The sequence below is a fragment of the Streptomyces sp. NPDC090106 genome, assembly GCF_044747265.1.
Taxonomy (GTDB): Bacteria; Actinomycetota; Actinomycetes; order Streptomycetales; family Streptomycetaceae; genus Streptomyces.
The window spans coordinates 191,266-203,420 of the sequence record NZ_JBIVDS010000002.1; the positions used below are offsets into that span (position 1 = coordinate 191,266).

Sequence of the window (12,155 nt, forward strand, 5' to 3'; positions counted from 1 at the left end):
TCAGTCCGCGGCCGTCACCGGCACCCCCATGACCTCGCGGGCATGCCGGTTCGGCACCATGCCGAGCCGCCAGGCCTGCCAGCCGTCCTCCAGGCTGACGCCCCGTTCCAGCACGAGGAGATACGCCTCGACGTAGTCGTCGAGCTTCTCGTCGCGCAGGGGATGGCCGGTGCGGCGCAGCGCCGCGAGTTCCTCCTGGGCGACGGCGACGCCGATCTCCATGCCGCCGGGGGCCGCGTAGGGCAGCAGGGTGCAGCGCAGGAAGCGCGCCCAGTCCTCGCCGCGGCGGTCGCCGTAGGACGTGAACAGGCCGAGCGCCTCGTCGCACAGGGCGAGCGCCTGCTGGGTGCGGGCGTTCCCGGCGTCCACGACGGCCAGTTCCAGGCAGGTCCACGCCTCGCCGTGGGCGACCCCGATGCGCTGGAAGTCGGCGCGGGAGTCGACCAGCAGCTGCCGGGCGAAGCCGGAGTTGCGCAGGGAACCCGTCTGCGCGGCGCGCTGGTCCCGGGTGGCGCGAGCCGAATGGTGCCGGGCGCAGGCCAGGCCGTAGACGTCCCGCATCCGGGAGAACATCGTCCGCGAGCGTTCCAGCTCCCGGACCGCGAGATCCAGGTTGCCGGTCTCCTCCAGGGCCTGGCCCAGGTAGTACACCGACCAGGCCTCGCCGCGGGCGTCCTCGTTGTCGCGGTGGCGGGAGGCCGCCTGGCGCAGCCCGTCGACGGCGGGGGAGGGGTCGCCCGCGACCAGGCGGGCACGGGCCAGCTGGGTCAGCGCCCAGGCCTCGCCGCGGGAGTCACGGGTACGGCCGTACAGGTCCAGGGCGGTGCGCAGCTCGCGTTCCGCTCGCGGCACGTCGCCCATGCGCAGGCCGAGCTGGCCGAGCTGGAAGTGCGCCCAGGCCTCCCCGTGCACGGACTCGCCCGCCCGGTGCAGGACCAGGGAGTCGGTGAGCAGCTCCAGCGCCGCCGACAGATGGGCCCGGTCGCGTTCCACCGCGGCGAGCGCGTGCATCGTCCAGGCCCGGTCCGTCGCCAGTTCCGGGGCCGCCTGGAGGTCGAGGGCCTCGTGGAGCTTGGCCGCCGCCTCCGTCAGATTGCCCTGGTGGTGCAGGGTGATGCCGAGCGAGCACAGGGCGCGTGCGGCACCCGCGTCGTGGTGGGCCTCCATGTACAGGTCGACCACGGACGTCAGCGTCGTACGTGCCTTGTCGAGCTCGCCGAGCTGGCGGGCCGCGATGCCCGTGCGCCACTGGACCGAGCGCACGAGCAGGCCCTGGTCGACGGCCTGGGCGAGTTCGCTGATCTCCCCGAGGCGGTACAGGTCGCCGCGGAGCAGGCAGTAGTCGCACAGCGCGCCCAGCAGGTTGAGGACCGCGCCCTGGTCGACGCCCTCCGCCTGCCGCAGGGTGGAGGTGATGAAGCTCGACTCGTCGTCCAGCCAGCGCAGCGCCTCGTCCAGGGACGTGAAGCCGTGCGGGCTGAAGCGGTCGGAGCGGGTCGACATGTTGCCGTCGACCAGGCGCAGCACCGAGTCGGCGAGCTCCGCGTAGTTCACGATGAGACGTTCCTGCGCGGCGGTGCGCTCGGCCGGTTCCTCCTCGTCCAGGAGCCGTGCGTGGGCGAAGGCGCGGACCAGGTCGTGCAGGCGGTAGCGGTCGCCGCGGACGTGGTCGAGCAGACCGGCCCGGGACAGCGCGACCAGTTGCCGGGTCGCCTCCGCCCGGTTCCCGCCGATCAGCGCCGCCGCCGCAGCCGCGCCCAGGGACGCCCGGCCGGCCAGGGCGAGCCGGCGCAGCAGCCGGCGGGCCGTGTCCGACTGGTCGGTGTAGCGCAGCCACAGGGCCCGCTCGACGGGCTCGACAGGGCCGTACGCGCCGAGGTCCGCGGCCAGGGCGCGCGGGGAACGAGGGCCGAGCGAGGAGCCCGCGATGCGCAGCGCCAGCGGCAGGCCGCCGCACAACTCCCGGATGCGCTCCGCGGATTCGGCGTCGTAGGGACCGGAGCGGTCCTGGGCGGCCGTGCCCAGCAGGTCCTCCGCGCCCGCCGCGTCCAGGACGTCGACGGGGAGGTGGTGCACCCAGGCCGGCAGGTCCGGCGGAAGGGCGAGCGGGGTGCGCGCGGTGACCAGGACCAGGCTGTCGGAGCGTTCGGGGACCAGGACGCGCACCTGCTCGGGGTCCGCGGCGTCGTCCAGGACGATCGTCACCGGCAGGCCCGTCAGATGCTGGTGGTACAGCTCGCTCAGCCGTTTGACCTGCTGGTCCGGTGAGGAGCGCTCGCGGAAAAGGAGTTGCTCGCGGGGGGCGCCGAGCCGGTTGAGCAGATGCAGCAGCGCGTCCCGCGTCGACAGCGCGGCCTCCTCCGCGCCGCCGCCGCGCAGGTCGACCACGCACGCGCCGCGGAAGTGGTCGCGCAGATCGTGCGCGGCGTGCAGGGCGAGCGTGGAGCGCCCGCTGCCGGGCTCGCCGTGCAGGACGACGACCGTGGGCCGGGTCTCGGTGCTCGCGCGGGCCGACTGCACCCACTGCCGGATACGGGCCGACTCCGTCCGCCGCCCCGCGAAGTCCCCGACCGGCTCCGGGAGTTGGCCGAAGGACTGTTCCAGTACGTTCCGGCCGCGGGCCGCCGCGCTCTTGTCGGCGCCCTTGAGCCGCGGTCCCGTCCGTTTCGGCCCGGTCGAGGCGCTGCGCACCCGCTGCTGGTCGAGGAAGGGCCGGATACCCCGCACCTCCAGGGCCGTCAGCCAGGTCAGCCGCAGCGCCTCCGGCCCGCCCGGCTGGCCGAGCGCGCCCGCCTGGTGGTGCGCGGCGGGCAGATGCGAGCCGGCGACCTTCACCACCGTCGCCGCCGCGCCGATCACTCCCACCGCGACGCCCGCGCCGAGCGCCGTCCCGGTGCCCGTGCCGAGCACGAGGTCGGCGACCGCGGTCGCCACGGCGGCCACCGCGGCGACCATCAGCGGGGTCCCGCCGCCCTCCTTCGCGTAGCGCTGCCCGAACGACAACTGGCCCGCGGAGGCCTCGTCCAGCGCTCTCGTGTACGCCTCGTACTCCTCGGTGGCCGTCGCGGCCATGGAGTCCAGCGCCCCACGCGCCCGCGTCAGCAGCACGGTCCCGTCGGTGCGCCCGCCGGAGCGCCGCACCTCCTCCTCGACGGCCCGGGCCACCAGCCGCTCGGCCTCCACCCGATGGCTGTCCCGCATGTCTCGTCCCCCTCCGACGACAACGGCTTTCTTGGTCAAGTGTGCTGCGGACGGGACGCTGTGGGGAGAGGGCCGGAGGATCACCTTCTACGGGGGGCGGTCCCGGAGGGCTGCGAGGGGGCGGTTCGGGACGTGGGCGCGGCCGTGCCCCGGGCGCCGTCCGGGGCCTGCCTGCCGGGTACGGGGCCGGGTACCACGCCAGGACGGACCCGGACAAACCCCTGCCGCTGAGCGTGGGTTGCTCCAGCTGTCACTGGTGCCAGTCGACCCGAGACTTCGGCCGCCCTTTGGACGGTTGCCCGGTTGGTGCGACAGCTCGCCAAGGTGCCCTACAAGACCCCGAGATCGACCGTGATGGAGAAAGGCGCGGTGGCCTTCACCGTGCCGGTGAACATCTCGCCGTCCCTGTAAGCCGTGGTGGCGGGGTCGAGGACGTAGGTGTACACGATCGGGACACCGGTGGCGGCCTGTTCGACGCGCCAGTAGAAGGGGATGCCCGCCCTGGCGTACTGGTCCGCCTTCACGATCCGGTCCGTGGTTTCCGAGCCGGGCGACACCACCTCGACGACCAGCAGCACGTGCTCGGGGCGGGTGGGCGTGAGGTCGATGGCCTCCGCCCGGTAGACGATGACGTCAGGACGGCGGTTGGTGAGCGGAACGTCCTGCAGGCGGACGTCGAAGTCCGTGTCTGCGTTCCAGTCCGGGCCCGCTGCGGCGTCCAAGGCGTTGGCCAGGATCCGGGCCAGCCGGTTGTGGCGCTTGGAGGCGCTCGGGCTCACGACGACCATCCCGTCCACGATCTCGATGCCGGCGCACTGCTCTTCGGACCAGGAGTCGTACTGCTCCGCGCTGATCTGCGAATGCATCCACGCGGGCGCCACCATCTCGGCGGTCATCGTGTACCTCCTTCGAGAAGCCTCGGCAGGTCCGGCGCTGCTGCGCCCAGCCTACTGTTCCGAGGCGCCGGGCTGCCCGGCTCGGAAGGGAAGGGGCCGCCCGTCACGTGGTGGCGCATGGGTGCGGTTCGGCCGGGTGCGGCGGGCTCGTCGGTGTTTCGCCGGTCGTGGCGGACGCTGTGAGAGGCTGAGCCGTATGAACCGGTTGGCTGGTGTGACCTCGCCTTATCTCCTTCAGCATGCCGACAACCCGGTCGACTGGTGGCCATGGGGGCCTGAGGCGTTCGAAGAAGCGGAACGGCGTGATGTGCCCGTCCTGCTGTCGGTCGGCTACTCCGCGTGCCACTGGTGCCATGTCATGGCGCACGAGTCCTTCGAGGACCAGGAGACCGCCGACTACCTCAACGAGCACTTCGTCAGCGTCAAGGTGGACCGTGAGGAACGCCCCGACGTGGACGCCGTGTACATGGAGGCCGTGCAGGCGGCCACCGGGCAGGGCGGCTGGCCGATGACCGTCTTCCTCACCCCGGACGCCGAACCCTTCTACTTCGGCACGTACTTCCCGCCCGAGCCGCGCCAGGGCATGCCCTCCTTCCGGCAGGTCCTCCAGGGCGTCCGGCAGGCCTGGACCGAACGGCGCGAGGAGGTCGCCGAGGTCGCCGGGAAGATCGTCCGCGATCTCGCCGGACGGGAGATCTCCTACGGCGACAGCGAGCCACCCGGCGAGGAGCAGCTGGCCGCAGCCCTCCTCGGCCTGACCCGCGAGTACGACCCGCAGCGCGGCGGATTCGGCGGGGCGCCCAAGTTCCCGCCGTCCATGGTCATCGAGTTCCTGCTCCGCCACCACGCCCGCACCGGCGCCGAGGGCGCCCTGCAGATGGCCCGCGACACCTGCGAGCGCATGGCCCGCGGCGGTATCTACGACCAGCTCGGCGGCGGCTTCGCCCGCTACTCCGTGGACCGCGACTGGGTGGTGCCCCACTTCGAGAAGATGCTCTACGACAACGCCCTGCTGTGCCGTGTCTACGCGCACCTGTGGCGGGCCACCGGGTCCGAACCGGCGCGCCGGGTCGCGCTGGAGACCGCGGACTTCATGGTTCGTGAACTGCGCACGAACGAGGGCGGGTTCGCCTCCGCGCTGGACGCCGACAGCGACGACGGCAGTGGCCGGCACGTCGAGGGCGCGTACTACGTGTGGACGCCGGAGCAGCTCGCCGAGGTGCTCGGGGAGGACGCCGGACTCGCCGCCCAGTACTTCGGGGTGACCCAGGAGGGCACCTTCGAGGAGGGCGCGTCCGTGCTGCAACTCCCGCAACAGGAGGGCGTGTTCGACGCGGAGCGGATCGCGTCGGTCAGGGCGCGGCTGCTCGCGGCGCGCGGTGAGCGGTCCGCGCCGGGCCGGGACGACAAGGTCGTCGCCGCCTGGAACGGGCTCGCGATCGCCGCGCTCGCCGAGACCGGCGCCTACTTCGACCGGCCCGACCTGGTCGAGGCCGCCGTCGGCGCCGCCGACCTCCTCGTACGGCTGCACATGGACGAGCAGGCGCGGCTCGCGCGGACCAGCAAGGACGGGAGGGCCGGGGCCCATTCCGGGGTGCTGGAGGACTACGCCGATGTCGCCGAGGGGTTCCTCGCGCTGGCGTCCGTGACCGGGGAGGGGGTCTGGCTGGAGTTCGCCGGGTTCCTGCTCGACCATGTGCTCGCCCGGTTCGTGGACGCGGAGTCCGGGGCGCTCTTCGACACGGCGGCCGACGCCGAGCGGCTCATCCGGCGTCCCCAGGACCCCACCGACAACGCCGTCCCGTCCGGCTGGACCGCGGCGGCCGGCGCGCTGCTCGGCTACGCCGCCCAGACCGGCGCCGCACCCCATCGGGCCGCCGCCGAGCGGGCGTTGGGCGTCGTCAAGTCGCTCGGGCCGCGCGTGCCCCGGTTCATCGGCTGGGGTCTCGCCGTCGCGGAGGCGTTCCAGGACGGGCCGCGTGAGGTCGCGGTCGTCGGCCCCGCGCTCGACGACCCGGACACGCGGAGCCTGCACCGTACGGCGCTGCTGGGCACCGCGCCGGGCACGGTCGTCGCCGTGGGCGTGCCCGGCGGTGACGAACTCCCCCTGCTCGCCGACCGCCCGCTCGTCGACGGCAGCCCCACGGCCTACGTCTGCCGCAACTTCACCTGCGACGCCCCCACCACGGACCCGGACCGGCTGCGCGCCGCGCTGGGGGTCGAGGTGGTCTAGGGCCCCGCTCTCGGCTCGGCTCGGGTCGGGTCGGGTCGGGTCGGCTCGGGTCGCGTTGGGTCGAACGGATCGGATCGGATCGGGCCGGGGTGCGGGTCCGGTCCGTGCATCTGTGGTGCTGTCGTCGGTGGCCGACACCCCCGGGCAGCCGCGCGCACCGGACCTTGCCCGACCGGGACGGGCAGGCGTCGCCCCCGGCCCGTGCGTCCGGCGCGTCGCCGTTCCGGACGCTGCCGTCGGGTCTTCTGCCGCGAGGCGCCCTGACGCGTCGCCCGGTGCCGCAGCGGCTGGTCGGTCACGGTCTCTCCGGCGTCGTGCACCCGGCACGGCACGGCACGGATCGGACCCGCCCGCCCGGCACGGACCCGCCCGCCCGGATCGGGGCGCACCGTGTCCCGATCCAGGCGGGCGGTCCGGTGGGGCAGGCCGTGACCGTCGCGTTCAGAGGGTCTTCGCCGGGAGGCCCTCGTCCATGACCGTGAGGGCCCGGTCCAGGAGGCCGGCGAGGTCCTCGCACATGCCGTTCTCCGCCCAGTACTGGTAGATCTCCGCGAGGCCGCCGATCAGGGACATCGTGTAGACCCGGACCTCCAGGCCCTCCGGGTCCAGGCCGGTGCGCTCGGCGACGGCCTGGGAGAGGAGCCTGCCGGTGACGGACATGCTCTCCAGCATGCGGGCGCGCACCGCCGGGACCTGGACCATGAGGTGCGCGCGCAGGCGGGTGACCTCCTCCATCTCGTCGGAGACGGAGATGGCCTTGCGCATGATGTACCGCACGGAGTCCATCCACGGTTCGTCCGCGGGCCGCTCGCGCAGTTCCTCCAGCATGACCGGGTCGTACTCGTCGGTGAGGACGATGTCCTCCTTGGTGGGGAAGTAGCGGAAGACCGTGGACGGCGACACCTCGGCGCGTTCGGCGATCTGCTCGATCGTGGTGGCGTCGTAGCCCTGTTCCTCGATCAGCGCGTACGTCGCGTCGCGGATCGCCGTCCTGGTCTTGATCTTCTTCCGTTCACGAAGGCCCAGCCGGGAAACGTCCGTGGAGTCAGCGGTGCGTGCGGGCGTCATGGACGTCATTGTCAGGCATCCACCTGGGCCTCAGCCACGTCAGGGGTGCCGGCGTCCGTCCGTCCGCGTGCGGTGCCGGGGAGCAGGGCCGCCGCGAGGAGGGCGGCGACGAGGGCCGCGGCGCCGCACACCAGCATCACCAGGCTCATGCCGTGGACGTAGGCGTCGTTCGCCGAGGCCAGGAGGTCGGCGGAGCCCGTCCGCGCCGCCACCAGGTGGGCCGCGACCACGGATTCGCCCGCCGTGTCGGCGGCTTGCGCGGACAGCCCGGTGACATCGAGCCGGTCCCGGAAGGCTCCGGACAGGAGGCTGCCGAGCAGGGCGATGCCGATCGCGGCGCCGACCTGGCGCAGTGTCATCAGCAGGCCCGAGCCGCTGCCCGCGCGGTCCCGGGGCAGGGTGTCCAGGGCGCCGGTCATCGCGGGGATGAGGGAGAACCCGAAGCCCAGGCCGGTGACCGACAGCCACAGCGCGGTGAAGCCGTACCCGGAGTCGACGGTCGTACGGCTGGCCAGCAGCGCGGCGAAGGCCAGGACGACCAGGCCGCCGCTGACCGTGGCGCGGGCGCCGAAGCGGGTGACGATCCGCGGGGCGAGCCGGGAGGCGACCAGCAGGCCGCCCATCATCGGCAGCAGACGGACGCCGGTGCCGAGGGCGTCGTGGCCGAGGACGGCCTGGAGGTAGACGGGCAGCACGAACAGCAGGCCCGACAGGACGAACATCACCAGGGTCGCGGCGAGGGTGTTGAAGAGGAAGCCGCGGTGGCCGAGGAGGGACATGTCGAGCATGGGGCGGGTCTGCCGGCGTTCCCGCAGGACCAGCGCGGCCAGCAGGACGAGCGCCGCGCCGAACATCCCCAGCACCAGGGCATCGCCCCAGCCGCGCGTCGGGGCTTCGATGATCGCGTAGATCAGGGCGCCGAGGCCGGTCGCGGTGAGCGCGGTGGAGACCGTGTCGACCTCGGGGGAGGAGGGGTCGCGGGTCTCCGGGAGCAGGAAGACGCAGGCGGCCACGCCGATCGCCGCCATCGGGACGTTGATCAGGAAGACCGAGCCCCACCAGAAGTGGTTCAGCAGCCAGCCGCCCATGATCGGGCCGAGCGGCAGACCGAGCGCGGAGGCCGCCGAGACGATGCCGACGGCCTTGGTGCGCTCCTCGGGTGCGAACAGCGACGGCAGGACGGCGAGGGCGAGCGGGGTGACCAGGGCGGCGCCGACGCCCATGACGGCACGGGCCGCGATGACCCAGTTCACGTCGGAGGCGAGGGCGCCGACCAGGGAGCCGGCGAGGAAGACCGCGAGCCCGGTGATCAGCATCCGGCGCCGCCCGAAGCGGTCGCCGAGGAGGCCCGCGGGCAGCATCAGCGCGGCGAAGACGACGACGTAGGAGTCGGCCATCCACTGCTGCTCGCTGGTGGTGGCGCCGAGGTCGGCGGCCATCGTGGGCAGGGCCACGTTGAGGATCGTCATGTCGAAGCCGAGCGTCAGCATGCTCGCGACGAGAGCGCCGAGGGCCCACCAGCGGCGGGGGTCGGGCGTGTGCGTGACAGCAACCATGAAATGAAAGTAACTCTCAAAAACCACTGACTGTCAATCGGCATGCGCTTTCGGGGGGTGGGTTCCGGGCATGCGAAAGGGCCACGGCTCGCAAGCCGTGGCCCTCGGGAGTGGGTGTGCGGGAGTGCTCGTGCGGGGTTATCCGTGCTGGTACGCGACCAGCGAGATCCCCACGTAGTGGACGACGAACGCCGCCAGCGTGAAGGAGTGGAACACCTCGTGGAAGCCGAACCAGCGCGGTGACGGGTCCGGGCGCTTGAGGCCGTAGATCACGCCGCCCGCGCTGTAGAGGAGGCCGCCGACGATGACCAGCACCAGGACGGCGATCCCGCCGGTGCGCATGAAGTCGGGCAGGAAGAAGACGGCCGCCCAGCCCATCGCGATGTAGCAGGGGGTGTAGAGCCAGCGCGGGGCGCCGACCCAGAACACCCGGAAGACGATCCCGGCCAGGGCCGCGCCCCAGATGCCCCACATCAGCCACTGCCCCTTGGTCTCCGGCAGGAGCAGCAGGGTCAGCGGGGTGTAGGTGCCCGCGATGATCAGGAAGATATTGGCGTGATCCAGCCGTCGCAGGATGCCGTCCATGCGGGGGCTCCAGTTGCCCCGGTGGTACAGGGCGCTGACGCCGAACAGCAGGCAGGCCGTCAGGACGTAGATCCCGCAGGCGACTCGGCCCCGGGTGGAGTCCGCGAGCGCGGTCAGCACCAGGCCGGAGACGAGTACGGCCGGGAACATGCCGAGATGCAGCCAGCCTCGGAGCCTGGGCTTGATCTCGTGCGGCAGGGAGAGCGCGACGGGACCGCGGCCGGCGGCCGGCGAGTCCGTGGGCGCGTCGGAGGCGGACGCAGTCATGACCGGCATCGTACCTACGGAACCGTAAGTTGCGGATGAGCGCGTGCTGAGAACAGGCCGAGAGTGGCCATCATCTCACGGCAGTTGAGGTCGGCGGACTCCTGGCTTCCGGGGCCCGGCGTCCGGCCCGCCGGTCAAGGGACCGTCAAGTGCGCCCAAAGGTGAACCCAAAGTGCACGACTGGCAACACTCCGGCACGTGGCGATCCTCACGCCGCTCAGGTGTGAGGCCTTCTGGACAGATGGGCACTCGCGTCGGATGATCAGATGAGTGCGGTCGGCACCGGATGAGCGCCAGGGTCACCACCGAAGAAGCATCCGGGCCGCAGCCCCCACGGGGCCTCCAACAAAAAATCCCTCATCAAGGAGCAATCGTGGCGCGCGACATCGCGGCTCCCCCCGTCATCCCCACCAAGCACCAGGAACTGATCTCGTGGGTGAACGAGATCGCAGAGCTGACCCAGCCGGACAACGTGGTCTGGTGTGACGGATCCGAGGCCGAGTACGAGCGGCTGAGCGAGGAGCTGGTGGCCAAGGGCACCTTCCGCAGGCTCGACCCGATCAAGCGCCCCAACTCCTACTACGCGGCCTCCGACCCGACGGACGTCGCCCGCGTGGAGGACCGCACCTTCATCTGTTCCGAGCGCGAGCAGGACGCCGGCCCCACCAACCACTGGAAGGACCCCGCCGAGATGCGGGAGATCTTCCAGGGCGCGCGGGGCGAGGGCGGTCTGTTCCGCGGCTCCATGCGCGGTCGCACGATGTACGTGGTGCCCTTCTGCATGGGCCCCCTCGGCTCGCCGCTGTCCGCCATCGGTGTCGAGATCACCGACTCGGCCTACGTCGCCGTCTCCATGCGCACGATGACCCGCATGGGCCAGCCGGTCCTCGACGAACTCGGCGAGGAGGGCTTCTTCGTCAAGGCCGTCCACACGCTCGGCGCCCCGCTCGCCGAGGGCGAGACCGACGTGCCCTGGCCCTGCAACCGGACCAAGTACATCTCGCACTTCCCCGAGAGCCGCGAGATCTGGTCCTACGGCTCCGGCTACGGCGGCAACGCCCTGCTGGGCAAGAAGTGCTACGCCCTGCGCATCGCCTCGGTCATGGCCCGCGACGAGGGCTGGCTCGCCGAGCACATGCTCATCCTCAAGCTCACCCCGCCGCAGGGCGAGTCCAAGTACGTCGCCGCCGCCTTCCCGAGCGCCTGCGGGAAGACCAACCTCGCCATGCTGGAGCCCACCGTCTCCGGCTGGACCGTCGAGACCATCGGCGACGACATCGCGTGGATGCGCTTCGGCGAGGACGGCCGCCTCTACGCCATCAACCCCGAGGCCGGCTTCTTCGGCGTCGCGCCCGGCACCGGTGAGCACACCAACGCCAACGCGATGAAGACGCTGTGGGGCAACTCCGTCTTCACCAACGTCGCCCTCACCGACGACAACGACATCTGGTGGGAGGGCATGACGGAGGAGACCCCGGCCCATCTGACGGACTGGAAGGGCCAGGACTGGACGCCGGGCTCCGACGCCCCGGCCGCCCACCCCAACGCCCGCTTCACCGTGCCCGCCTCGCAGTGCCCGATCATCGCGCCCGAGTGGGAGGACCCCAAGGGCGTGCCGATCTCCGCGATCCTGTTCGGCGGGCGCCGCGCCACGGCCGTACCGCTGGTCACCGAGTCCTTCGACTGGAACCACGGGGTCTTCCTCGGCGCGAACGTCGCCTCCGAGAAGACCGCCGCCGCCGAGGGCAAGGTCGGCGAGCTGCGCCGCGACCCGTTCGCCATGCTGCCGTTCTGCGGCTACAACATGGGCGACTACATGGGCCACTGGGTCGACGTCGCCAAGGACAAGGACCAGGCGAAACTCCCGAAGATCTACTACGTCAACTGGTTCCGCAAGAACGACGCGGGTCAGTTCGTGTGGCCCGGCTTCGGCGAGAACAGCCGCGTCCTGAAGTGGATCGTGGAGCGCCTCGACGGCCGGGCCGAGGGCGTCGAGACCCCGATCGGCGTCCTGCCGACCCGCGCGTCCCTGGACACCGACGGCCTCGAACTGGCCGATGCCGACCTCGACTTCCTCCTCACCGTCGACAAGGAGGTCTGGCGCGAGGAGGCGGCGCTGGTGCCCGAGCACCTGAACACGTTCGGCGACCACACGCCGAAGGAACTGTGGGCCGAGTACCGGGCGCTGGTCGAGCGCCTGGGCTGACCCCTCCCGGACCGCCGCGGTCGGCTCCGATCGTGCCCTGACCAGCTGTATCGTCACGGCCGGCCGCGGCGCTTGACCGGCGAGGCTCCGTACAACGGCGTGCGGGGCCATGGGCCCGCCGCGCGTCCCCGTCCGCCCCGACG

Annotated in this window: 7 protein-coding genes; 2 read left to right on the forward strand and 5 right to left on the reverse strand. The window is 72.2% G+C overall.

The features are described 5' to 3' along the window. Positions 1-3,201 carry a tetratricopeptide repeat protein gene (locus ACIPSE_RS06335; protein ID WP_401658029.1) on the reverse strand — a complete coding sequence of 1,067 codons (3,201 nt, stop codon included), beginning with the start codon at positions 3,199-3,201 and terminating at the stop codon, positions 1-3. Positions 3,202-3,530: 329 nt separating this feature from the next. Beyond that, the gene (locus ACIPSE_RS06340) at positions 3,531-4,097 is read right to left on the reverse strand and encodes a Uma2 family endonuclease (protein WP_401658031.1); all 567 of its coding nucleotides are present in this window, start codon (positions 4,095-4,097) and stop codon (positions 3,531-3,533) included. Positions 4,098-4,293: 196 nt separating this feature from the next. Between ACIPSE_RS06340 and ACIPSE_RS06345 the strand changes: the two genes are divergently transcribed. Next, entirely contained in the window at positions 4,294-6,330 is a 2,037-nt protein-coding gene (locus ACIPSE_RS06345; protein ID WP_401658033.1) for a thioredoxin domain-containing protein, read from the forward strand. A 441-nt stretch (positions 6,331-6,771) separates the two neighbouring features. Here the strand turns inward: ACIPSE_RS06345 and ACIPSE_RS06350 are convergent, their stop codons facing one another. From ACIPSE_RS06350 to ACIPSE_RS06360, 3 genes are all read right to left on the reverse strand, one after another. Continuing rightward, positions 6,772-7,398, reverse strand: coding sequence for a TetR/AcrR family transcriptional regulator (locus tag ACIPSE_RS06350; RefSeq protein ID WP_401658035.1), 627 nt, complete (start codon positions 7,396-7,398; stop codon positions 6,772-6,774). An 11-nt stretch (positions 7,399-7,409) separates the two neighbouring features. Further along, positions 7,410-8,954 carry an MFS transporter gene (locus ACIPSE_RS06355; protein ID WP_401658037.1) on the reverse strand — a complete coding sequence of 515 codons (1,545 nt, stop codon included), beginning with the start codon at positions 8,952-8,954 and terminating at the stop codon, positions 7,410-7,412. Positions 8,955-9,092: 138 nt separating this feature from the next. After that, a complete protein-coding gene (locus ACIPSE_RS06360; RefSeq protein ID WP_401658039.1) occupies positions 9,093-9,806 on the reverse strand; it encodes a hemolysin III family protein in 714 nt (237 codons plus the stop codon). Positions 9,807-10,179: 373 nt separating this feature from the next. Here ACIPSE_RS06360 and ACIPSE_RS06365 point away from each other — a divergent pair, with 373 nt between their 5' ends. Beyond that, positions 10,180-12,012, forward strand: coding sequence for a phosphoenolpyruvate carboxykinase (GTP) (locus ACIPSE_RS06365; protein WP_401658041.1), 1,833 nt, complete (start codon positions 10,180-10,182; stop codon positions 12,010-12,012). The last annotated feature ends 143 nt before the right edge of the window (positions 12,013-12,155 follow it).

Bases quoted from the DNA above. Each gene is read 5' to 3' on its own strand.
- ACIPSE_RS06335 (WP_401658029.1), bottom strand. From the start codon at position 3,201: ATGCGGGACAGCCATCGGGTGGAGGCCGAGCGGCTGGTGGCCCGGGCC.
- ACIPSE_RS06340 (WP_401658031.1), bottom strand. From the start codon at position 4,097: ATGACCGCCGAGATGGTGGCGCCCGCGTGGATGCATTCGCAGATCAGC.
- ACIPSE_RS06345 (WP_401658033.1), top strand. From the start codon at position 4,294: ATGAACCGGTTGGCTGGTGTGACCTCGCCTTATCTCCTTCAGCATGCC.
- ACIPSE_RS06350 (WP_401658035.1), bottom strand. From the start codon at position 7,398: ATGACGCCCGCACGCACCGCTGACTCCACGGACGTTTCCCGGCTGGGC.
- ACIPSE_RS06355 (WP_401658037.1), bottom strand. From the start codon at position 8,954: ATGGTTGCTGTCACGCACACGCCCGACCCCCGCCGCTGGTGGGCCCTC.
- ACIPSE_RS06360 (WP_401658039.1), bottom strand. From the start codon at position 9,806: ATGACTGCGTCCGCCTCCGACGCGCCCACGGACTCGCCGGCCGCCGGC.